At 68.7% G+C, this 21,427-nt stretch carries 21 protein-coding genes and 1 riboswitch; of the genes, 4 read left to right on the top strand and 17 right to left on the bottom strand.

Annotated elements, in window-relative coordinates:
- Positions 1-25: 25 nt before the first annotated feature.
- The 11 genes from AB8K43_RS07210 to hisI form a co-directional block, all read right to left on the bottom strand.
- Positions 26-1,483, bottom strand: a complete 1,458-nt coding sequence (locus tag AB8K43_RS07210) for a glutamate synthase subunit beta (RefSeq protein ID WP_370892925.1) — start codon at positions 1,481-1,483, stop codon at positions 26-28.
- Positions 1,476-6,029, bottom strand: coding sequence for a glutamate synthase large subunit (gene gltB / locus AB8K43_RS07205; RefSeq protein WP_370892923.1), 4,554 nt, complete (start codon positions 6,027-6,029; stop codon positions 1,476-1,478). Before gltB ends, AB8K43_RS07210 begins: the two co-directional genes overlap by 8 nt.
- A gap of 130 nt (positions 6,030-6,159) precedes the next feature.
- Positions 6,160-7,053: a prolipoprotein diacylglyceryl transferase gene (gene lgt, locus AB8K43_RS07200; protein WP_370892921.1), complete on the bottom strand. Its 894-nt coding sequence runs from the start codon at positions 7,051-7,053 to the stop codon at positions 6,160-6,162.
- On the bottom strand, positions 7,050-7,871 hold the full coding sequence (locus tag AB8K43_RS07195; protein WP_370892919.1) for a DsbA family protein: 822 nt from the start codon (positions 7,869-7,871) through the stop codon (positions 7,050-7,052). The genes lgt and AB8K43_RS07195 overlap by 4 nt, the downstream gene beginning before the upstream one ends.
- A gap of 68 nt (positions 7,872-7,939) precedes the next feature.
- Entirely contained in the window at positions 7,940-8,413 is a 474-nt protein-coding gene (locus AB8K43_RS07190; RefSeq protein ID WP_370892917.1) for a MauE/DoxX family redox-associated membrane protein, read from the bottom strand.
- 3 nt (positions 8,414-8,416) lie between these two features.
- A complete protein-coding gene (gene trpA, locus AB8K43_RS07185; RefSeq protein ID WP_370892916.1) occupies positions 8,417-9,229 on the bottom strand; it encodes a tryptophan synthase subunit alpha in 813 nt (270 codons plus the stop codon).
- On the bottom strand, positions 9,230-10,426 hold the full coding sequence (gene trpB / locus AB8K43_RS07180) for a tryptophan synthase subunit beta (RefSeq protein WP_370892914.1): 1,197 nt from the start codon (positions 10,424-10,426) through the stop codon (positions 9,230-9,232).
- Positions 10,423-11,241, bottom strand: a complete 819-nt coding sequence (trpC, locus tag AB8K43_RS07175) for an indole-3-glycerol phosphate synthase TrpC (RefSeq protein WP_370892912.1) — start codon at positions 11,239-11,241, stop codon at positions 10,423-10,425. Before trpC ends, trpB begins: the two co-directional genes overlap by 4 nt.
- A 10-nt stretch (positions 11,242-11,251) precedes the next feature.
- Positions 11,252-11,863 carry a Trp biosynthesis-associated membrane protein gene (locus AB8K43_RS07170; RefSeq protein ID WP_370892910.1) on the bottom strand — a complete coding sequence of 204 codons (612 nt, stop codon included), beginning with the start codon at positions 11,861-11,863 and terminating at the stop codon, positions 11,252-11,254.
- A complete protein-coding gene (locus AB8K43_RS07165) occupies positions 11,860-13,422 on the bottom strand; it encodes an anthranilate synthase component I (protein ID WP_370892908.1) in 1,563 nt (520 codons plus the stop codon). The genes AB8K43_RS07170 and AB8K43_RS07165 overlap by 4 nt, the downstream gene beginning before the upstream one ends.
- A complete protein-coding gene (hisI, locus tag AB8K43_RS07160; RefSeq protein WP_370892906.1) occupies positions 13,419-13,790 on the bottom strand; it encodes a phosphoribosyl-AMP cyclohydrolase in 372 nt (123 codons plus the stop codon). The genes AB8K43_RS07165 and hisI overlap by 4 nt, the downstream gene beginning before the upstream one ends.
- Positions 13,791-13,928: 138 nt before the next feature.
- Between hisI and AB8K43_RS07155 the strand changes: the two genes are divergently transcribed.
- Complete coding sequence (locus AB8K43_RS07155) at positions 13,929-14,564, top strand: TIGR03085 family metal-binding protein (protein ID WP_370892904.1); 636 nt, start codon at positions 13,929-13,931, stop codon at positions 14,562-14,564.
- Positions 14,565-14,572: 8 nt separating this feature from the next.
- On the opposite strand, the gene hisF is transcribed toward AB8K43_RS07155, so the two are convergent.
- Entirely contained in the window at positions 14,573-15,373 is an 801-nt protein-coding gene (gene hisF / locus AB8K43_RS07150) for an imidazole glycerol phosphate synthase subunit HisF (protein WP_370892902.1), read from the bottom strand.
- 37 nt (positions 15,374-15,410) lie between these two features.
- Here hisF and AB8K43_RS07145 point away from each other — a divergent pair, with 37 nt between their 5' ends.
- On the top strand, positions 15,411-16,010 hold the full coding sequence (locus AB8K43_RS07145; RefSeq protein WP_370892900.1) for a hypothetical protein: 600 nt from the start codon (positions 15,411-15,413) through the stop codon (positions 16,008-16,010).
- Between the two features lie 2 nt (positions 16,011-16,012).
- Entirely contained in the window at positions 16,013-17,131 is a 1,119-nt protein-coding gene (locus AB8K43_RS07140; RefSeq protein WP_370893377.1) for an aromatic acid exporter family protein, read from the top strand.
- Here AB8K43_RS07140 and AB8K43_RS07135 read toward each other — a convergent pair.
- The 4 genes from AB8K43_RS07135 to pnuC all read right to left on the bottom strand — a co-directional run bounded on the left by AB8K43_RS07135 (position 17,128) and on the right by pnuC (position 19,568).
- Positions 17,128-17,529: a PH domain-containing protein gene (locus AB8K43_RS07135; RefSeq protein ID WP_370892899.1), complete on the bottom strand. Its 402-nt coding sequence runs from the start codon at positions 17,527-17,529 to the stop codon at positions 17,128-17,130. The two genes, AB8K43_RS07140 and AB8K43_RS07135, sit on opposite strands and share 4 nt — an antisense overlap.
- Before the next feature lie 68 nt (positions 17,530-17,597).
- Positions 17,598-18,440 carry an ATP phosphoribosyltransferase gene (gene hisG, locus AB8K43_RS07130; RefSeq protein ID WP_370892897.1) on the bottom strand — a complete coding sequence of 281 codons (843 nt, stop codon included), beginning with the start codon at positions 18,438-18,440 and terminating at the stop codon, positions 17,598-17,600.
- Between the two features lie 43 nt (positions 18,441-18,483).
- Complete coding sequence (locus tag AB8K43_RS07125) at positions 18,484-18,747, bottom strand: phosphoribosyl-ATP diphosphatase (protein ID WP_370892895.1); 264 nt, start codon at positions 18,745-18,747, stop codon at positions 18,484-18,486.
- A gap of 65 nt (positions 18,748-18,812) precedes the next feature.
- Positions 18,813-19,568, bottom strand: a complete 756-nt coding sequence (gene pnuC / locus AB8K43_RS07120; RefSeq protein ID WP_370892893.1) for a nicotinamide riboside transporter PnuC — start codon at positions 19,566-19,568, stop codon at positions 18,813-18,815.
- A 17-nt stretch (positions 19,569-19,585) separates the two neighbouring features.
- A riboswitch (FMN riboswitch) is annotated at positions 19,586-19,714 on the bottom strand.
- Positions 19,715-19,793: 79 nt separating this feature from the next.
- Between pnuC and AB8K43_RS07115 the strand changes: the two genes are divergently transcribed.
- A complete protein-coding gene (locus AB8K43_RS07115; protein ID WP_370892891.1) occupies positions 19,794-20,636 on the top strand; it encodes a hypothetical protein in 843 nt (280 codons plus the stop codon).
- A 95-nt stretch (positions 20,637-20,731) separates the two neighbouring features.
- Here AB8K43_RS07115 and rpe read toward each other — a convergent pair whose 3' ends face one another.
- Positions 20,732-21,388, bottom strand: coding sequence for a ribulose-phosphate 3-epimerase (gene rpe / locus AB8K43_RS07110; protein ID WP_370892889.1), 657 nt, complete (start codon positions 21,386-21,388; stop codon positions 20,732-20,734).
- Between the last annotated feature and the right edge of the window lie 39 nt (positions 21,389-21,427).

The raw sequence follows: 21,427 nt of genomic DNA, 5'->3' as shown, positions 1-21,427 counted from the left end.
GCCAGGAAGTGAACTTCAGGTGGCCTCAGACGACGAGGGGCCGGTCCGTGGGGTTGATCGGCCGCGGGAGCGCCGAGCTGCCCATGAGGTAGGCGTCGACGCCGTGAGCGGCGGCGCGGCCCTCGGCGATGGCCCAGACGATCAGGGACTGACCGCGCCCGGCGTCTCCGGCGACGAAAACGCCGGGGACCGAGGTCATGTAGTTGCGGTCGCGCACGATATTGGAGCGCGCATCGAGCTCGACCCCGAGCTGCTGGACCACGCCGTCACCCTCCGGGCCGAGGAAGCCCATCGCGAGCAGGATCAGCTGCGCCGGCAGGACCCGCTCGGTGCCGGGGACCGGCTCGAAGCCGCCCTCGCCGAGAGTGACCTCTTGGAGTTTCAGACCGGCGACCTTGCCGTCCTCGTCCTCGATGATCTCGGTGGTGCTGACGGCATAGACCCGCTCGCCCCCTTCCTCGTGGGCGGAGGCGACCCGGAAGATCTGCGGGTAGGTGGGCCAGGGCTGTCCGGGCGCGCGGTCCTCGCCGGGGCGGGGCATGATCTCCAAGCTGGTGACCGACTTCGCGCCCTGGCGAAGGGAGGTCCCGAGGCAGTCGGCGCCGGTGTCACCGCCACCGATGATGATGACGTCCTTGCCCTCCGCGGTCACCTGGCCCTCGACCTCTTCGCCAAGGCTCACCCGGTTGGCGTCGGGGAGGAAGTCCATCGCCTGGACGATCCCGTCGCAGTGCCGACCCGGGACGGGCAGATCGCGCGGGACGGTCGCGCCGGTCGCGAGCACCACCGCGTCGTAGCGGTCCCGCAGCTGCTGGCCGGTGATCTCGGTGCCGACGTCAACGCCGGAGCGAAAGCGCGTGCCCTCGGCTTCCATCTGCCAGATGCGCCGGTCGACGATCCGCTTTTCCATCTTGAACTCGGGGATGCCGTACCGCAGCAGACCGCCGGGCTTATCGGCCCGCTCGTAGACCGCGACGGTGTGACCCGCGCGGGTCAGTTGCTGGGCGACGGCAAGACCCGCTGGGCCCGACCCGATGACGGCCACGGTCTTACCGGTCAGGCGGTCCGGGATCTGCGGCGGGACATCGCCGCGCCCGAAGGCCTGCTCGATCGTCGTGACCTCGACCTGCTTGATGGTGACGGCCGGTTGGTTGATGCCGAGCACACACGCGGTCTCACACGGCGCCGGGCAGAGCCGCCCGGTGAACTCCGGGAAGTTGTTCGTGGCATGGAGGCGCTCGATGGCGTCGTGCCAGTCCCCCTTCCAGGCGAGGTCATTCCACTCGGGGATGAGGTTCCCAAGCGGACAGCCGGAGTGGCAGAAGGGGATGCCACAGTCCATGCAGCGGCCGGCCTGACGTTGGAGCTGGCTGAGTTCCTGCTCCTCGTAGACCTCCTTCCAGTCCTTGATCCGCACCGGGACGGGGCGGCGTGCCGGGAGCTCGCGCTCGCGGGTAGTCAAAAAGCCTTGAGGATCAGCCACGGGAAGCCTCCATGATCCGGTCCCAGACGAGCGGTCCGTCGAGGTCGAGTCCCTCGGACTCGGCATCGGAGCGCACGTCGAGGACGCGCTGGTAGTCACGCGGCAGGACCAGCGAGAAGCGCTCCGCTGCGCTTTCGAAGTCCGCCAACAAACGTTCGGCGACGGCCGAGTCGGTCCACGCGAGGTGCTGCTCGAGCAACTGGCGGACCGTAGTGCGGTCGTCGGGCCGAAGGGGGGTCACATCGACGAGTTCGGGGTTGACGCGGGACTCGTCGAGGTCGAGGACATAGGCGACGCCACCGGACATGCCGGCCGCGAAGTTGCGCCCGGTCTGCCCGAGGACAAGGACGATGCCACCGGTCATGTACTCGCAACCGTGATCGCCGACGCCTTCGACGACCGCGGTCGCCCCGGAGTTTCGGACACAGAAGCGTTCACCGACCATGCCCCGCAGGAAGATCTCCCCGGAGGTCGCGCCGTAGCCGATGACATTGCCCGCGATGATGTTGTCCTCGGCGACGAGCGCGGAGGATTCGTGCGGGCGGACGACGACCCGGCCACCGGAGAGACCCTTGCCGACGTAGTCATTGCTATCGCCGATCAGGCGCAGCGTCACGCCCGCCGGCAGGAAGGCCCCGAAGGACTGGCCCGCCGAACCGCGCAGGGTGATCTCGATCGTGCCGTCCGGCAGACCCTCGGGATAGCGACGGGTGACCTCGTGGCCGAGCATCGTGCCGACCGTGCGGTTGACATTGCTGACCTCGATCTCACCGCGCGCCGGGGCGCCATCGGACAACGCCGGCTCGGCGATGGAGATGAGGCGGTGGTCCAGGGCGTGCTGGAGGCCGTGATCCTGACCGATGCGGTGGCTGATCCCGGAGCCGTCGAAGGACTCGACCTCGGCGAAGATCGGCGCGAGGTCAAGGCCAGAGGCCTTCCAGTGCTCGATCGCCTTGCGGGTGTCGAGAGCCGAGACCTGGCCGACCGCTTCCGCGATCGAGCGGAAGCCGAGCGCCGCCAGGTGCTCGCGGACCTCTTCGGCGATGTACTCGAAGAAGGTCTCGACGAACTCCGGCTTGCCCGAGAAGCGGGAGCGCAGCTCGGGGTTCTGGGTCGCGATCCCGACCGGGCAGGTGTCGAGGTGGCAGACCCGCATCATGATGCAGCCGCTCACGACGAGCGGAGCGGTGGCGAAGCCGAACTCCTCCGCGCCAAGCAGCGCCGCGATGACGACATCGCGGCCGGTCTTGATCTGCCCGTCGACCTGCACCACGATCCGGTCACGCAGACCGTTGAGCACCAGCGTCTGCTGGGTCTCGGCGAGTCCGAGCTCCCAGGGACCGCCCGCGTGCTTGAGCGAGGTGAGCGGCGAGGCGCCCGTCCCGCCGTCATGGCCGGAGATGAGGACCACGTCCGCGTGCGCCTTGGACACCCCAGCCGCGACCGTGCCGACGCCGACCTCGGACACGAGCTTGACGTGCACGCGAGCCTGCGGGTTGGCGTTCTTCAGGTCGTGGATCAGCTGAGCGAGATCCTCGATCGAGTAGATGTCGTGGTGCGGCGGCGGGCTGATCAGCCCCACACCCGGGGTCGAGTGCCGCGTCTTCGCCACCCAGGGGTAGACCTTGTGGCCGGGCAGCTGACCCCCTTCGCCCGGCTTGGCACCCTGAGCCATCTTGATCTGGATGTCATCGGCGTTGGTGAGGTAGGTCGAGGTCACCCCGAACCGTCCCGAGGCCACCTGCTTGATGGCGCTGCGCCGCTCCGGGTCCATAAGCCGGTCGAGGTCCTCACCGCCTTCGCCGGTATTGGACTTAGCGCCGAGGCGGTTCATCGCGACGGCGAGCGTCTCGTGGGCTTCCTGGCTGATCGAGCCGTAGCTCATCGCGCCGGTGGAGAAGCGCTTGACGATCTCGCTGACCGGCTCGACATCGTTGATGTCGATCGGCTCACGGGGCGTCGCGCCACCGAGCTCGAAGAGGCCGCGCAGCGTCATGAGGCGCTCGGACTGCTCGTCGACGCGCGCCGTGTACTCCTTGAAGACGTCGTAGCGGCGCGCGCGGGTCGAGTGTTGGAGGCGGAAGACCGTCTCGGGGTCGAAGAGGTGGGGCTCACCTTCGCGACGCCACTTGTACTCGCCACCGACCTGGAGGTTCCGGTGCGGCAGGCGCATCCCGTCGGCCGGGTAGGCCGTCGCGTGGCGCGCTTCGACCTCGGAGGCGATGACCTCAAGGCCAATGCCGCCTAGCTGGCTCACCGTGCCGGTGAAGTACTCATCGACCAGTTCCTGGGAGAGGCCGATCGCCTCGAAGACCTGGGCCCCGCGGTAGGAGGCGACGGTCGAGATGCCCATCTTGGACATCACCTTCAGCACGCCCTTACCGAGCGCCTTGATGAGGTTGCGGACGGCCTGCTCCGAGGTCACCCCGTCAATCACCCGACGGCGCACCATGTCCTCGACGGATTCCATCGCGAGGTAGGGGTTGATCGCCGCGGCCCCGTACCCGACGAGAAGGGCGACGTGGTGCACCTCGCGGACGTCGCCAGCCTCGACCAGCAGACCGACCTGGGTCCGGGTCTTCTCGCGGATGAGGTGGTGGTGGACGGCGGAGGTGAGCAGCAGCGACGGGATCGGCGCCAGATCGCGCCCCGAGTCCCGGTCGGAGAGGACGATGAACCGCGCGCCCCCTTCGATCGCCGCGGACACCTCGGTGAAGATCTCCTCGATCCGGGCCCGGAGCGCTTCCGCTCCCCCACCGACTTCGTAGAGACCCCGCACGACATGGGTTGCGTAGCCCGGGAGGTCGCCATCGGCGTTGATGTGCACGATCTTGGCGAGTTCGTCGTTGTCGATCACCGGGAAGGGGAGCACGACCTGACGAGCGTGCGATGGCGACGCGTCGAGGGCATTGCCCTCGGGCCCGATCGCGGTACCGAGCGCGGTAACGAGTTCCTCGCGGATGGCATCGAGCGGAGGGTTCGTCACCTGGGCGAAGAGTTGGGTGAAGTAGTCGAAGATCAGCCGCGGCTTTTCGGACAGGACCGCGATCGGCGTGTCGGTCCCCATCGACCCCAGCGCCTCACCACCGAGTTTGGCCATCGGGGTCAGCAGGATCGTCAGCTCTTCTTGGGTGTACCCGAAGGTCTGTTGGCGCCGCGCCACCGACGCCGGGGTGTGCATGATGTGCTCGCGCGGCGGGAGGTCGCCCAAGTTCACCAGGCCAGCGTGCAGCCACTCGGCGTAGGGCTCGGCCGCGGCGAGCTCGCTCTTGATCTCGTCATCTTCGATGATCCGCCCGGCAGCGGTGTCGACGAGGAACATCCGGCCCGGGGTGAGCCGTCCCTTGCGGATGACCTTCTCGGCCGGCAGGTTCAGCACACCCGACTCGGAGGCCAGGACCACCAGGCCGTCGTCGGCCACCCAGTACCGCCCGGGGCGGAGGCCATTGCGGTCCAGGACCGCACCGACGAGGGTGCCGTCGGTGAAGGTGACGCAGGCCGGACCGTCCCACGGTTCCATAAACATCGAGTGGAACTCGTAGAACGCCCGACGGGCGGGGTCCATCGTCGCGTGGTTCTCCCAGGCCTCGGGGATCATCATCAAGACCGCGTGCGGCAGGGAGCGGCCACCGAGATGGAGCAGCTCAAGGACCTCATCGAAGGTCGCCGAATCCGAGGCACCCGGGGTGCAGATCGGGCTCAGCCGCTCGAAGTCGCCAGGGATCAGCTCGGAGTGCAATTGCGACTCGCGCGCGTTCATCCAGTTGCGGTTGCCCTTGACGGTGTTGATCTCGCCGTTGTGGGCGATGAACCGGAAGGGGTGCGAGAGCGGCCAACTCGGGAAGGTGTTGGTCGAGAAGCGGGAGTGGACCAGGGCCAACTCGCTGGCGAACCGCAGGTCGCTGAGGTCGGGGTAGAAGGGCTCGAGCTGGGCGGTCGTCAGCATGCCCTTGTAGACGAGGGTCCGCGCCGACAGCGAGGCGAAGTAGACATCGGATTCGTGCTCGGCCCGCTTGCGCACCGTGTAGGCCTGCCGGTCGAGGTCCAGCCCGCTCAGCGCGCGATCGGGGCTCGCGATGAACAACTGCCAGAAGTACGGCATACAGTCGCGGGCCATCTGGCCGACGATGTCCCGGTTGACGGGCACCTCGCGCCAGCCGAGGACCTCGAGGCCCTCCTCATCAACGACCCGTTCGATGGTCTCGATGACGGCGGCGCGTTCGTCATCCTCGCGGGGGACGTAGGCGATACCAACCGCGTAGTGGCCCGCCTGCGGCAGGTCGAAGTCGACGACCTCGCGCAGGAACGCGTCGGGGACCTGAGTCAAGATCCCGGCGCCATCCCCGACGAGGGGGTCGGCACCGGTGGCACCGCGGTGCTCAAGATTCGTCAGAGCCGTCAGGGCATGGTCGACGATGTCCCGTCCGGCATGGCCGCGCATCGTGGCCACCATGGCGACGCCGCATGCGTCGTGTTCCTGGTCGCGGCGGTAGAGGCCCTGGTCAGCGGGGTGAGCCGAGTAGCGGGTGAAGGGGGTCGAAGACATCAGTCACCGTCCTTCGTCGTCGAGTTGATCTGGACATGCCCGAACCAGCCTGCTGGCGCAGGTGATCCGGCATGTGGAGGAGCGACGTGGACGGCATCGGCCACGTGGCGGGATCATAACAGCGACCGTCTTACGTTGTGGTCGCTACCTTCTCACTATCTGAGACGGACGCTGGGTGCGAAGGGGTGGTGGGGCCGGACGTGGGGCGCTTCGCGCGCCGACCGCAATACACCCAGATCGCAAGGCCAAGGATGAAGACGAGAACCGAGGTCCAGATGTTGACGCGGAGGCCGAGGATCTCGTTGGCGTGGTCGGTCCGCATCGTCTCCAGGATGATGCGCCCAAGCGGATAGCCCGCCACATAGGCGCCGAGGACCTGGCCGGGAGCGAGGTCGCGGTAGCGGTCGAGCAACAGCAGCGCGATCGCGAGCAGCAGGCAGAAGATCGACTCGTACAAGAAGGTCGGGTGGAAGGTCCCAAGGACGATCGGCTGGCCCTCGGCGTCGAGCACCGCGCGGCCACCGGAGAACTGATGGATCACAAGGCCCCAGGGCAGGTCTGTCGGTTCACCGTAGATTTCGTTGTTGAACCAGTTCCCCCACCGCCCGATGGCCTGAGCAACCGCGATCCCAGGCGCCGCCGAATCGGCGAGGGCGAGGAAGGGGATGTCATAGCGCCGGCAGGCGATGTACGCCCCGAGGGCGCCCATGGCGATGGCACCCCAGATCCCGAGTCCACCGTTCCAGATCTTCAGGGCATCGAGCGGATTCCCCCCTTCACCGAAATAGGGCTGGGGGGTGGTGATGACGTGGTAGAGCCGCCCGCCGATGATTCCGAAGGGGACCGCCCAGAGGGCCACGTCGAGCACGGCTCCCTCCCTGCCGCCCCGGTCGGCAAGTCGGCGCTGCGCGATCGCCACGGCCGCGGCGATCCCGATGAGGATGCACAGGGCATAGGCATGGATCGCGAGCGGACCGATCTGAAGGACGCCGACCGTGGGGCTCGGCAGGGAGGTGGGAATCACCGCTTCGGAGCGACGCGATCTGCGGGGACGTCGCCGGAGGTCACGATCTGCTCGAAGACCGGCAGCTGGGCCTCATTGGCGGACCCGTCCTGGTTGACGAAGGTGCCCCAGTTGAGTTCGGTCCCGTTGACCTTGATCGCGGGGGTTCCACGCACGCCGGCCTTGAAGCTGGCTTCGTCGACGCTCTGGACGTACTTGACGTAGGTCCGCTCGTTGGTGCACTTCTGCCAAGCGTCCAGCTTCTCCCCTTCGAGACCCGCGCCCTTCGCCGCCTCGGTCAGGGCGTCGTCGGTGAAGGGGTTCGGCTCCTGCGGCTGACGGGCGAAGAGCTCCTCGTGGTACTTCGTCCACGCGCCCTGGTCCGCGGCGCAGAGCGCGCTCGAGGCCGACACCGCCGAGTTATCGGAGTTGGTGTTGGTGTCGATCACGGTCTTTAGGTGGTAGACCAACTTGATCTTGCCGTCCGCCGCGAGGGTTTCGAGCTCGTGACCGAGGGCGCGCTCAAAGACGGCGCAGACCGGGCACCGGAAGTCTTCGTAGACATCGATGGTCGGGGCGCCATTGGCGAGATTCACGTCGGAATTGGACACCCAGCCTTCGCCGTCCTTGGTCCCCTCCGGGACCCGGTCGACCTGGGCGACGTTCTTGGCCTCTTCGACCTTGTTGTTGGCCGAGACCTGCTGGAAGATCACCGCGGCCACCACCGCGATCACGGCGACGATCGCCACGATGCCAGCCACGACGATCTTGTTGGCCGAACCGGAGTTTTTCGGGGCTGCCGCGGCGATCTTCGCCTTGCGGTCGTTTTGCGGTGCCATGGACGTGCTGTTCCCCTTTAACGGTGAGGTGGTGCCCTGACTCTATGCGGTGCAGGGCCGGTCGTGAGTCAGGCGTTGCCGAAGAGGCGCCGGTCGAGGCTCGCGAGGGAGCGGGGACGCCAGATCAACCAGGCGCCCAGGAGGACGAGCCCGGCGTCTCGAAGGAGGTCGACGAGATAACTCGGTTCTTCTCCGGCGGCGAGCGCTCCGCCCCCGCCGAAACAGCCGCAATCGATCTGGAGGCCACGCGCCCAGGCCTGGGAGATCCCGATGACAAAGGCGATCATGAGCAGGGTGCTGATGATCGCCGCGAAGCGGGTGAAGATGCCAAGGACGAGCAGGACCCCGACGAAGACCTCGATGTACGGCAGGACGATTCCGACCGTGCCGGCGAGGTCATACGGGAGGATCTCGTAGGCCTGGACGGCGCGGCTGGACAACTGAGGGTTGGGGATCTTCACCGCGCCGGCGATGATCAAGACCACGCCAAGGATCAGCCGGGCAGCGAGCCCGATGAGGTCCAGCACCTGCTCTTTGCGCATCCCTTATCCCTGCCTCACGCCGGCGGCGAGGTCCGCCGTCAGCTCCTCCAACGCGGCGATGCCCGCGTCGGGTTCCCGGTCCGCCAGGCAGGCCACGAGCGCGCTGCCGACGATCACTCCATCGGCGAACTGAGCCACTTCTGCCGCCTGCTCACGATCAGAGACCCCAAGGCCCACGCAGATCGGCAGATCCGTAGCCTCGCGGGCACGGGCGACGAGTTCGGGTGCGGCCGAACCGACCTCCCGGCGCGCCCCGGTCACCCCCATCGTCGAGGCCGCGTAGACAAAACCTCGGCACTGGGAGGTGACCCAGGCGAGGCGCTCCGGCGTCGAACTCGGGGCGATCAAGAAGACGCGGTCGAGCCCGTGCTCATCGCTCGCCGAGATCCACTCGCCCGCCTCATCCGGCACGAGGTCAGGGGTGATCAGCCCGGCTCCGCCGCTCTCGGCGAGGTCGGTGGCGTAGCGCTCGACGCCGCGACGCAGGACGAGATTCCAGTAACTCATCACGATGGGCGGCGCCCCCGCGTCGCGAACCGCTCGGGTCGCTCGGAAGACATCGGAGACGTGCACCCCGCCGGCGAGGGCCTCGGCCGCCGCGCGCTGGATCACGGCGCCGTCCATCAGCGGGTCCGAGTAGGGCACGCCGACTTCGACAATGTCGACCCCGGCACGGACCATCGCGACCATCGCGCGGATGGACGTCTCCACGTCGGGGTAGCCGATCGGGAGATATCCGATGAGCGCAGCGCGCCCTTCGTCCCGGCAGGCGCGAAGAACCTCCCCGGTCCCCCGGGTCGTAGACGGTGCCGTCACTTAGGCCTCCTGCTCGTCGACCAGGCCGAACCACCGGGCCGCGGTGTGCATGTCTTTGTCGCCCCGGCCGGAGAGATTGACAAGGATGAGCGCGTCCGGACCCAGTTCCCGGCCGACCTCGAGGGCACCAGCGAGCGCGTGCGCCGACTCCAAGGCCGGGATGATCCCCTCCGTGCGGCAGAGCAGGCGGAAGGCCTCCATCGCCTGGTCGTCGGTCGCGTACCGGTACTCGGCCCGGCCAGTGTCGCGCAAGTAAGCGTGCTCTGGGCCCACGCTCGGGTAGTCCAGTCCCGCGGACACCGAATGCGTCTCGAGGGTCTGGCCCTCGTCATCTTGCATGAGATAGCTCATCGCGCCGTGGAGGACGCCCGGCTCGGCCGTCGCGAAGCGGGCGGCGTGTCGGCCCCCTTCGATGCCGGCCCCTCCCGCCTCGACGCCGATCAGGCGGACCCCTTCGTCACCGATGAAGCGGTGGAAGATCCCCATGGCATTGGACCCGCCCCCCACGCACGCGATGACGGCATCGGGGAGGCGATCGGTGAGCTCGAGAACCTGCTCGCGGGCCTCTTCGCCGATGATCTTGTGGAAGTCGCGCACCATTTCGGGGAAGGGGTGCGGGCCGGTCACCGTCCCGAGGACGTAGTGGGTGTGGCCGACATTGGTGACCCAGTCGCGAAGGGCTTCGTTGATCGCGTCCTTCAAGGTCGCGCTGCCGTGCTCCACCGGCACCACTGTCGCGCCGAGGATCCGCATCCTCGCGACGTTGAGGGCCTGCCGCTCGGTATCGACCTTGCCCATGTAGACGGTGCATTCAAGGCCCATGAGCGCCGCAGCGGTCGCCGTCGCGACGCCATGCTGACCGGCTCCGGTCTCGGCGACCACCCGACGCTTGCCCATGCGCTTGGTGAGCAAGCACTGCGCCAGGACGTTGTTGATCTTGTGCGATCCGGTGTGGTTGAGGTCTTCGCGCTTGAGGATGATCCGCGCACCACCGGCGTGTGCCGCGAAGCGCGGAACCTCGGTGATGATGCTCGGTCGTCCGGTGTAGGTGCGGTGCAAGCGGGCGAGTTCGTCCTCGAATTGCGGATCCACCATCGCCTTGCGCCAGGATTCGTCGAGTTCCTCGAGCGCGGGGATCAGGGCCTCGGGGACGTATCGACCGCCGAAGGCTCCAAAGCGCCCCGGGGTGCCGGTCATCGGAGCACCCCCTTCGTCATCGTCTGGGCTGCCGTCCCTTCGGCAATCATCGCGGCGACCGCAGCGGCCGGGTCCCCTCCGGTCACGAGGGCCTCACCGACAAGGATCGCGTCAGCGCCCGCTCGGGCGAAGGACGCTGCATCCTGCGGCCCACGGACCCCGGACTCGGCGACGCGGACGCACTCGGCGGGGATCAGCGGTGCGAGGCGGGCGAAGGTGGAGTTGTCCACCTCCAGGGTCTTCAGGTTGCGGTTGTTGACCCCGATGACGCTCGCGCCGAGATCGAGCGCGCGCATGGTCTCGGCTTCGTCGTGGACCTCGACCAGAGCGGTCATCCCCAGTTGGGCGGTGAGGTCCAGCATGCGGGCCAGGTCCTGGTCCTCCAGCGCGGCGACGATCAGCAAGATCAGGTCGGCGCCGTGCGCCCGCGCCTCCCACAACTGGTAGTCGGTCACCATGAAGTCCTTGCGCAGCAAGGGTGTCGGGACCGCCGCCCGGACTGCATCAAGGTCGGCCAGGCTGCCCCCGAAGCGGCGTTCTTCGGTCAGAACCGAGATCGCGGTGGCTCCCCCGATCGCGTACTGGGAGGCGAGGGCGGCGGGATCGGTGATCTCGGCGAGCGCGCCCTTGCTCGGGCTGCTCCGCTTCACCTCGGCGATCACCGACAGTCCCGGGGCCTGGAGCCGGGTCACGACGTCACGGGCGGGCTCGGCCGCTTCGGCGAGTTGGGCGAGGCGGGCCAGCGGGAGGTCGCTCTCGCGCCGGGCGAGGTCCGCTCGGACGCCGTCGATGATGGTCTCGAGCACGCTGGGCATGGGGTTAAGGCTAACCTCGCCGCCGCGCTTCGCCGTCCCCGGGCTCGGTCGGGTCCTCCCCTGCGCTCAACCGATCCCAGTCGGAGGTGACCCGTTCGCCGCGCGCTCCACTGACGTCGGCTTCCCCGCCGCCGGCGTCGTACCGACCACCGAGGCCACTCCACGCGCGTCCACCGACGGCGATCCCGAAGACGGCGAGGGCGAAGAAGAGGGCGCTGATCAGCGTCAGCCAGGGCCAGATACTGACCGTCGCATGCGCCTCGTACGCCCCGAGGGCACCGGTGTCGGTCGCGGCGACCCCGCCCAGAATCGAGTCGGCGGAGGTGATCGAGCGAATCACGAGGAAGACGACGCCCGCACCACACGCGAAGAGGATCACCGCGGCAATGATCCGGCCGATCCGCCGCCCGGTCACCGCAGCGACCGCTGCCGCCAACGCGACCAGGCCGATTGCCGCGAGGCCCGGGGCGGCCTGGGTGCCGTCGACCTCGGCCCGCACCGGGCCGAGCAGCGAATCGGCGGTCCCGGTGATCCAGGTCGAGCGGCTCGCCGCGAGCGCGACGAGTCCGCCGAGGACGGCGAAGAGGACGACGCTCAGCTTGCGCCCGAGGAAGCGGGTCATGCGATCGTCTGCATCGCTCGGGCCTGGGCGACCGCGGTGAGCGCCGAACGGGCCTTGTTGACGCACTCCTGATACTCCGTGGCGGGCACGGAGTCGGCGACGATCCCGGCACCGGCCTGGACGTGGGCCCGGCCGTCGATCAGCACGGCGGTTCGGATCGCGATCGCCATGTCGAGGTCGCCGTGGAAGTCCAGGTAGCCGACGACCCCGCCGTACACGGCGCGACGGGACCGCTCGTACTGCTCGATCAGGGCCAGGGCGCGAGGTTTCGGTGCCCCGGAGAGCGTCCCGGCAGGGAAGGTCGCGACGAGCACGTCGTACGCGGAACACTCGGGACGCATCTGACCGACCACCGTCGACTCCAGGTGGATGACGTGGCTGTAGCGGCGCACGGCCATCAGCTCAACGCAGTCGACCGTCCCGGCCTCGCACACGCGCTGCAGGTCATTGCGCCCGAGGTCGACCAGCATGACGTGCTCGGAGCGCTCCTTGGGATCGGCGAGCAGGTCCTCGCCGAGGTGCCGGTCCTCATCGGGACTCTTGCCGCGCGGTCGGGTCCCGGCGATCGGGTGAGTAATCGCCTCGCGGCCGGTCACCTTCACCAGGGCCTCCGGCGACGAGCCGACGATCTCGTAGCTCCCGCCGTCGGGGTGCGGGAGGCGGAAGAGGTACATGTACGGGCTGGGATTGCTCGCCCGAAGCGCCCGGTAGACCTGCAGCGCCTCGACATCGCACGGCATGGAAAAGCGCTGACTCAAGACGACCTGGAAGACCTCCCCTGCGCGGATGTCCTCCTTCGCCGATTCGACCAGCTCTTGGTAGCGCTCGGCCGTGACATCGCTCACGACCTCCTCGAGCGCCGCCTCGGCGGTGGGGACGTCAATGACGGCGACGGTGCTCGGCGCGGGTTCGGCGAGGCGCGCGGTCATCTCATCGAGCCGGGCCACCGCATCGGCCCAGGCTTGCTCGGCCCGCTCGTCGCTGGCGTCGTAGTTGATCGCATTGGCAACGAGCAGCAAGGAGCCGTCGGAGTGATCGAAGACGGCGACATCGGTGGCGAGCACCATCGCGATCTCGGGGATGTGGAGCGTGTCGGGCAGCTCGGCCGGGACCCGCTCCCAGCGGCGCACAGCGTCGTAGGTGATCGAGCCGACGAGCCCGGAGGTGAGCGGCGGCAAGCCGGTGATCGGCTCGGTCGCGAGGGCGGCGACGGTGTCCCGCAGGGCATGGGTCGGGTCTCCGCTCGTCGGCACGCCGACCGGGGGCTCACCGATCCAGTGCGCTTCTCCCCCCTTCTCGGTCAGGGTGGCCCGGCTCGCGGCGCCGATGATCGACCAGCGGGACCACACCCCACCGTGTTCGGCGGATTCGAGCAAGAAGGTCCCGGGCTCGTCGCCGGCGAGTTTGCGATAGACGCCGACGGGGGTCTCGGCGTCGGCCATGAGCTTGCGTACCACCGGGATGACCCGGCGGTCTTCAGCGAGGACCAGGAAGGTGTCGCGGGTCGGCCAGGTCTGCCCGAAGCCCAGGTCCGGCAACGTATCCGGGGCGGCCGTCATGCCGCTCCCTCGACCGTTGCTCCGAGGTCGCCGGAGTCGAAGCAGGTGCGATCGCCGGTGTGGCAGGCGGCGCCGACCTGGTCGACGCGCACCAGCAGGGCATCTCCGTCGCAGTCGAGAGCGACCGACCTGACGTGCTGGACATGGCCCGAGGTATCCCCCTTGCGCCAGTACTCCGCGCGGCTGCGTGACCAGAAGGTCACCCGCCCCTCGGTGAGGGTGCGGCGCAGCGCCTCGTCGTCCATCCAGCCGAGCATGAGGACCTCTCCGCTGTCGTGCTGCTGGATGATCGCGGCCACCAGACCCGACGGGTCGCGCTTGAGCCGCGCTGCCACGGCAGGGTCGAGAATCGAAGTCACGCGAGCCATTGTGCCGTCCTCACCGCAGATCACCGACCTCGGTCGGGGCTCCTGCGGGCAGCCGACCCCGTAGTCTTCCTAGCGTTCATCGGCCGGTCGGCCCGAAGAGGCCGCGGCTTACCCGAGTTTTGCTAAGGAGTTGTCGCGATGTCCCGTCCGGCACGCGCCGAGCGCCTTGCCCTCGCCGACACCCTCGAGGAGTACGGCCCGAATGCCCCGACCCTGTGCGGCGACTGGACCACCGCCGAACTCGCCGCCCATCTGGTGATTCGAGAGCGGCGCCCCCTGACGGCGGCCGGCATCATGATCCCCTTCCTCGCCGAGCGGACCGACCGGGAAACCCGTCAGTTGGCCGCGACGACCCCCTTCGAGGAACTCGTCGACCTGATCCGCAGCGGGCCGCCAGCCTGGCACCCCGCCCACCTCGGCGTGATCGATGACCAGATGAACCTCATCGAAATGTTCGTCCACCATGAGGACATCCTGCGAGCATCCGACCCCAGCGCGCGGCGGCCGCTCTCGCTGCCCTTCCGCGACGCGCTGTGGAAGCGACTGCGGCTCATGGCCAAGATGCTCTACGGCAAGTCTCCGGTCGCCGTCCGGCTCCTCGGCAGCCGGGGCACCCTCACCGCCAAGGGAAGCGGCGACGGGCAGGTCGACGTGCACGGGTCACCGGGTGAACTGATCCTCTTCGGCTTCGGCCGTCAGCAGGTCGCCGGGGTCGAACTCATCGGCCAGCCCGCAGCCATCGAGCAGCTCCGCACGGCCCCTCTCGGGATCTGACGGCCGCGCTAGAGCGACCGGTCGTCCGCCCGGCCCCGTCGAACCGGGTATCCCGCAGCGGTGAGGCCATCCTTGACCTCGCCGATGGTGAGTTCTGCGAAGTGGAACACGCTCGCCGCGAGGACCGCATCGGCGCCCGCGGCGACGGCGGGCGCGAAGTGGTCGACCGCCCCCGCTCCGCCGCTCGCGATCACGGGAATCGCGACCTCGGCCCGCACCGCGCGAATCAACTCGAGGTCGAAGCCATCCTTGGTGCCATCGGCATCCATCGAGTTGAGCAGGATCTCCCCAGCGCCGAGCTCGGCCGCCCGCGCGCACCATTCGATCGCATCGAGGTCGACGCCGGTGCGCCCACCGTGGGTGGTGATTTCGTAGCCGCCCGTAGGCGCCCCGTCGGGGCCCCGCCGCCGTCGCACATCGGCGGATAGGACCAGCACCTGGGCACCGAAGCGGTCGGCCACCTCGCTGATCAGCTCCGGGCGGGCGATCGCGGCGGTGTTGACGCCGACCTTGTCCGCCCCGTGGCGCAGCAGCCGGTCGACATCCTCGACGGTCCGCACGCCGCCACCGACGGTGAGCGGGATGAAGACCTCTTCGGCCGTGCGCCGGACCACCTCGTAGGTCGTCTCCCGGTTGCCGCTGCTCGCCGTGACGTCGAGGAAGGTGAGTTCATCGGCGCCCTGCTCCCCATACTGCCGGGCGAGCTCGACGGGGTCGCCGGCGTCTCGAAGGCCGACGAAGTTCACGCCCTTGACGACGCGCCCGGCATCGACGTCCAGGCAGGGAATCACGCGCACGGCAACAGACACGCGGGCCAATCTACTGCGCGCACTACCCTCGGAGATGATGCGCCCATCTCACCGTCATGCGCCGGCCGCCGGGACCCTTGCCCAGCGCCTGCGCTCGGCGACGCCGCCGAGCGGTCGGACCCGGGTGCTGGCGATCGACGGGCGCGCCGGATCGGGCAAGAGCACCCTCGCCGCCGCGGTGAGCACCGCGCTCGGCGGTGCGGCGATCGCGCCGGTGGTCGCGATGGACGATCTGTACGCGGGCTGGTCGGGGCTCGCCCAGTCGGTGCCCCGCCTCGTCGAGGAGGTGCTGATCCCCCTTCGCGAAGGGCGTGAAGCGCTCGCGCCCCGGTGGGACTGGCTGGCCGGGCGATGGGGGCCGCCGATGCGGGTGCCGGTGACCGACGTGCTCATCGTCGAAGGGTGCGGTTCTTCCGTGCGCCCAGCGGGCGATCACGCCGCTCTGACCGTCTGGCTCGACGTGCCCGAGCCGATCCGAAGGGAGCGAGCACTGGCTCGCGACGGGGCGACCTTCGCCCCCTTCTGGGACCAATGGGCCCAGCAGGAAGAGGCGCTCTACGCCACCGATGACACCGCGGCGCGGGCCGACATCGTCCTCGACGAGAGCGGGCACATCAGGGCGGAGGCCCCGCGGTGAGCATGCGTGCCGAGGTGGCCGTGTTGCGACCGAAGGCGCCCTGGCGTGTGCGGCTGCGACGGCTTCGGGCCCGCTCCTCTCGGATCCTGACCGCCGCCTTCGGAGCGGCCATCGCCTGGTGGATCGCCCGGGACGTGCTCTCGCATCCGCAGCCCTTCTTTGCGCCGGTCACCGTCGTCGTGTGCCTCGGTCTGACGTACGGCCAGCGGATCCAGCGGGTGGCCGAACTCGTCGTCGGTGTCGCCGTGGGTGTGCTCGTCGGAGACCTCTTCGTCGCCGTCGTCGGCTCCGGGGTCTGGCAGATCGCGGTGATCGCCTCGGTCGCGATGGCGATCGCCACCGTGGTCGGGGCCGGTCCGCTCCTCACCGTGCAGGCCGGGGTGCAATCGATCATCGTCACCACCCTCGTGGCCCAGCCGGAGCAGGCCTTCTCCCGGTGGCTCGATGCCGTCGTCGGCGGCGTGGTCGCGCTGATCCTCGCCATGGCGGCCCCGGGATCACCGGTGCGGCAACCGCGACGGGAGGCCGCCGAGGTCGTCGCCGAGGTCGCGGACATCCTGCGCGAGTGCGCGGCAGCCCTGGTCGACCTGGACCCGGTCGCCGCCGACCGGACGCTCGCGCGGGCGCGGGCCAGCGAGGACCTGCTCACCCAACTGAAGCAGGCAGCAAACGAAGGTCTCTCGGTCGTCGCGCTCTCCCCGCTGCACGCCCGTTCGCGGCCAGAGGTCCGCGCGATCGCCGGGCTGCTCGAACCGCTCGATCGCAGCGTGCGCAACCTTCGGGTCCTCGCGCGCCGGGTCGACATCCTCGTCCGCGACGGTCAGCGGGTGCCCGAGGAGTACATCGAGTTGCTCGAGTCTCTTGCCGATGTGGTGAGCGCCCTCGCCGAGGAGTTGCGTGATCAGCAGGTCCCCGATCTGGCGCGCGACGGCCTGATCGAGGTTGCCGAGACGAGCGCGATTGGCGTCCAGGGGACCACGATCTCGGCGGAGGTCTTGCGGGCGCAGGTGCGCTCCATGGTCGTCGATCTGCTGATGCTGACCGGCCTCACCCATGCCGAGACGGTCGCGATCGTGCCGCCGGAGCAGCCGCCGCGCGCCCCGCGCTCGGAGCACTCCTAAACCTGCGGGGGGACCTCTCGATCCTCAGCGGTCCCGGTCGGACCCTGCGCGGCGATTAGATCGGCGAGCCGTTGGGCCTCGTCCACCGATCGCGGCCCGTCGGCCCGCTGGATCGCCATCACGGCGACCTCATCGCCGTCGTCGAGATCCATCCGCACCCACGGCATTCCATCCGAAAAGCGGATCGCCTCGATGCTGTTCCAGGCCACCAACCGAGGTCCGCCGAGGTTGCGGACCCACAGGCCGTCTGCGCGAGGGATCGCCCGGATCGTCGCGTAGCGGCTCATCAGCGCCGCGATCGCGAGCCCGAGGCCCAGGATCTGGACCCGGTCGCTCATCGACCACTTGTCCCCGGGCACCAGGAAACCTGTCGCCCCGAAGACCACGATCGCGGTCACGGCGATGATCGTGGCCACAAGGCGACCCCGATGCGAGACAAACGGCGGGGCGATCGCCCCCTTCTCGCTCATAGCCGGCACGCCGTGATCTCGGTAACCAAGATCGCGCGCGCTCCCACTTCGTACAGCTCATCCATGATCGCGTTGGTCCGGGCCCGCGGCACCATCGCTCGGACCGCACACCAGGTCTTGTCGCGAAGGGGGGAGACCGTGGGCGACTCAAGTCCCGGCGTGAGGGCGCTCGCGCGCTCCACGAGGTGTATCGGGCAGTCGTAGTCGAGCATCACGTACTCACGGGCGGTGGTGACGCCCGTCAGCCGTCGGTGCAGGACCGAGATCGCGGCGGTTTCGGTGGAGGTCGGGTCCTTGATGAGCACCGCCTCGCTGTTGAGGATCGGCTCGCCGAAGACCTCCAACCCCTGATTGCGCAAGGTCGTGCCGGTCTCGACGACGTCGGCGATCACGTCGGCGACCCCGAGGGTGATGGCCGTCTCGACGGCCCCGTCGAGGCGGACCACCTCGGCCTCGACCCCGTGCTCGGCGAGATGGTGGCGGACCAGGCCCGCGTACGAGGTCGCGATCCGATGACCGGCGAGGTCGCCGACCGTCGTGAGCGACCCGGGGCGCGCCGCAAAGCGGAAGGTCGAGCGGCCAAAGCCGAGGCTCATCATCTCGCTCGCCGGCGAATCCGAGTCGAGCAGCAGGTCGCGTCCGGTGACGCCGGCGTCGACCTGGCCGGTCCCGACGTAAACCGCGATATCGCGCGGTCGCAGGTAGAAGAACTCCACGCCATTGTCGGGATCGGCGACGACGAGTTCCTTGGCATCCCGGCGGACCCGGTAGCCGGCCTCGCGCAGCATCGCGACGGCGGGTTCGGACAAAGACCCCTTGTTGGGGACGGCAATACGCATAACGCCCTTCGGTTACGTCAAACGGTCAGACACGAGTCGAGCATCAGAGGTGACGGTAGACATCCTCGAGACCAAGGTCATTGGCGATCATCAACACCTGCAGGTGGTAGAGCAACTGGCTGATCTCTTCGGCCGCGCGCTCTGCCCCTTCGTGCTCGGCGGCCATCCATACCTCGGCGGCTTCCTCGACGATCTTCTTCCCGATCGCATGAGTGCCCGCGTCCAGGGCCGCAACGGTGCCCGACCCCTGGGGGCGAGTCACCGCCTTCTCACTGAGTTCGGCGAATAGGTCATCGAAGGTCTTCACGGGCACTTAGGGTACGTCCCGCCCAGCGGAGCGAGCTCCACCGGTCCGCTGGGCGGGCACCCACATCAGGTGACCTTGAGCAGGTCGTCGTCGGTCTGCGCCGCATCCTCTCGGGTCACCTTGACCCACCGGGTGAAGCCGTAGATGACGAAGAGCCCGTAGAGGCTGTACATGACCGCGGTCGGGACGTAGCCGGTCGCGAAACCGAGCGGAACCCCGACGAGGTCGACGGCAATCCACGCGAGCCAGAACTCGTTCCAGCCGCGGGCCATCATGTAGGTCGCGAGCATCGAGCCGACGAAGATCCAGGCGTCGCACCAGAAGAACCACCACTGCGGCTGCCAGTGCGGGTTCGGAGCCAGGTGCCAGAGCCACTGGAAGACGGTGTGCGCGATGACCGTCCCGACCAGCCAGACCGCGACGATCGTGAGGCGCTCGGCCGTGCGGGCCCACCGGGGCTGAATCGCCGGGGCGTCGGCACTCACGCCGCGGGCCTTGCGGAGTTGGCTCCAGCGCCACCAGCCGTAGATCGCGGTGATGATGAAGAAGACCTGGCGTCCGGCCTGGCCGAAGAGGGGGATCCGCTCCCCTGCGCCGAAGAGGGCGCCGAGGTAGACCGCGAAGAGGATGATGTTGGCGCTGATGCCGACCGGCCAGGCCCACACGGCCCGCTTCATCCCGAACCACGCCGAGACGACACCGATCGCGATCCCGATGAACTCCAGCCAGTTCAGGGTGTAGGGGCCGATCGGGATGCCGGCGGCCAAGATGGTTTGGAAGATGTTCTGCTCGGCTTGCGCCGCTGCCACGAGGGCATGCATGAGTGACTCCTTCTTCTGCCGTGCCTCTCTCGTCCGGACTATGACCGTCGGCCCTGGGATCGCACCAGGTTCACCGTCCGCATGGGCGGCCGGGTCGCGGGCTTTACACCGCCGGTTCGGAATTTCACCGAGTCACGAAGCACGTGCCCGCACATCATGCCTAATCGCCCCGCGCTCCCCGAAACCTGCTGGCGGGTTGGGGGCGTCACCGGCACCCTTACCCGCATGGACCTCACCGAGAACCGCTGGCGAGCATTGGCCAGATCGTCCCCATGGCGATGGCGCACGATCCACCTCAGCTTCAAGGGAGCCGGGAGCGCATCGCCGGTCATGGCCTGGATTCGTCGGCCGGGCGAGATGCGGGTGGTCGTCGACGGGCAGGTCCACGTGGTGAGCCAGGGGGCGAGGGCGGTATCGCTCCTACAGGCGCGCGAAGGGGGCGAGCCGGTCCCCACCGATCCTCCTCACCTCGAGCCGGTGCGCGACGCGGATGCGGTCATACCGGTGCGTGATGACGATAGGTTCGTCGCGCTACGACCGCGGTGGCCAGCCTTCGAAGCAGACGACCCGATGTGGCAGTCCTATCAGTGGGTGGCGATGCTCGATCCGGTCGAACTCGCCGACGGCGCTGACGACCGAGACGCGGAGGGCACCGAGGTCGAACCGGTGCGGGTGCTGCCCGAACCCTTCCCCGAGCTGCGCTGGCCGACATTTCGGACGTCCGATGGGACCGAGATCCACGACCTACGCGTCACGTCCCGGCGCGGGCGGGTCACGTGGTGGGCTCGAGTACGGCCGCTTGAGACCTACGCGCCCCGCTGCGGCTGCTGTCCGCTGCTATGGGGGGAAATATCCGAGCGCCACGAACACCTCGCTGGGGGGCCGACCGCGGACCCGCCGATGGCGGACTACCCGGTCTCGTACGAGGTCGCCTTGGATCTGCAAACCGGGGTGTGCGTCGCCCTGCACCCGTCCAACCCCGTGGCCCGCGCGGACCTGGGCTTCGATGTCACGATCCATGAGGTGAATGTCGACTACCCGGACGACCTCTTCACCGACCAGCGCTAAACCCCTTCGCCGGTTCGAGGTATTCGCCCGTCACCCGTGACGGCGCAATACCTCGAACCGCAGGGGCGTGACGGCGCGCTACATCGAACCAGGGATCAGCAGGCGTGTGCGTTGGCGAGGCGTCGGAGGTCGTCGACGGCGAGCGCCGGATCGTCGGCGCCATAGACCGCAGAGCCCGCGACGAAGACGTCGGCTCCGGCCTCGGCGCACTGCTCGATCGTTGCGGCCGAGACTCCCCCGTCGACCTGGACCCAGATCTCGCCCCCATGGCGGCCGACTGCCTCTCGAACCTCGCGCACCTTGGGCATCATGTCGGCCATGAAGCTCTGCCCACCGAAACCCGGCTCGACGGTCATCACGAGGACCATGTCGAGCTCCGGCAGCAGGTCTTCGTAGGGGGCGAAGGGCGTGCCCGGCTTGATCGCCATGCTGGCGCGGGCACCGGCCGCGCGGATATCGCGCGCGAGTCGTCGGGGATCTGCAGCGGCCTCGATGTGGAAGGTGACGCTCCCCGCACCCGCCTCGGCGTAGGGCGGCGCCCACCGGTCGGGGTCTTCGATCATGAGGTGGCAGTCAATCGGGATCGGGCTCACCGAGAGGAGGGATTCGACGACCGGGAGGCCCAGCGTCAGGTTCGGCACGAAGTGGGCGTCCATCACATCGACGTGGGCCCAATCGGCGTTGCGGATCGCCGCCAGTTCGTCTTGGAGGTTCGCGAAATCGGCGGAGAGGATGCTCGGTGAGATCTGCACGACGAGAGCCTAACTGGCCGCGCGAACCCCACCGGACGT

The sequence above is a fragment of the Janibacter sp. GXQ6167 genome (assembly GCF_041365945.1).
GTDB lineage: Bacteria > Actinomycetota > Actinomycetes > Actinomycetales > Dermatophilaceae > JBGFSK01.
This window is presented reverse-complemented; position numbering and strand designations above follow the sequence as displayed.

Coding starts and splice junctions, on each gene's coding strand:
- gltB (WP_370892923.1), bottom strand. CDS start 6,029: ATGTCTTCGACCCCCTTCACCCGCTACTCGGCTCACCCCGCTGACCAG.
- AB8K43_RS07195 (WP_370892919.1), bottom strand. CDS start 7,871: ATGGCACCGCAAAACGACCGCAAGGCGAAGATCGCCGCGGCAGCCCCG.
- AB8K43_RS07190 (WP_370892917.1), bottom strand. CDS start 8,413: ATGCGCAAAGAGCAGGTGCTGGACCTCATCGGGCTCGCTGCCCGGCTG.
- trpB (WP_370892914.1), bottom strand. CDS start 10,426: ATGACCGGCACCCCGGGGCGCTTTGGAGCCTTCGGCGGTCGATACGTC.
- trpC (WP_370892912.1), bottom strand. CDS start 11,241: ATGCCCAGCGTGCTCGAGACCATCATCGACGGCGTCCGAGCGGACCTC.
- AB8K43_RS07170 (WP_370892910.1), bottom strand. CDS start 11,863: ATGACCCGCTTCCTCGGGCGCAAGCTGAGCGTCGTCCTCTTCGCCGTC.
- AB8K43_RS07165 (WP_370892908.1), bottom strand. CDS start 13,422: ATGACGGCCGCCCCGGATACGTTGCCGGACCTGGGCTTCGGGCAGACC.
- hisI (WP_370892906.1), bottom strand. CDS start 13,790: ATGGCTCGCGTGACTTCGATTCTCGACCCTGCCGTGGCAGCGCGGCTC.
- AB8K43_RS07155 (WP_370892904.1), top strand. CDS start 13,929: ATGTCCCGTCCGGCACGCGCCGAGCGCCTTGCCCTCGCCGACACCCTC.
- AB8K43_RS07145 (WP_370892900.1), top strand. CDS start 15,411: ATGCGCCCATCTCACCGTCATGCGCCGGCCGCCGGGACCCTTGCCCAG.
- AB8K43_RS07140 (WP_370893377.1), top strand. CDS start 16,013: ATGCGTGCCGAGGTGGCCGTGTTGCGACCGAAGGCGCCCTGGCGTGTG.
- hisG (WP_370892897.1), bottom strand. CDS start 18,440: ATGCGTATTGCCGTCCCCAACAAGGGGTCTTTGTCCGAACCCGCCGTC.
- pnuC (WP_370892893.1), bottom strand. CDS start 19,568: ATGCATGCCCTCGTGGCAGCGGCGCAAGCCGAGCAGAACATCTTCCAA.
- AB8K43_RS07115 (WP_370892891.1), top strand. CDS start 19,794: ATGGACCTCACCGAGAACCGCTGGCGAGCATTGGCCAGATCGTCCCCA.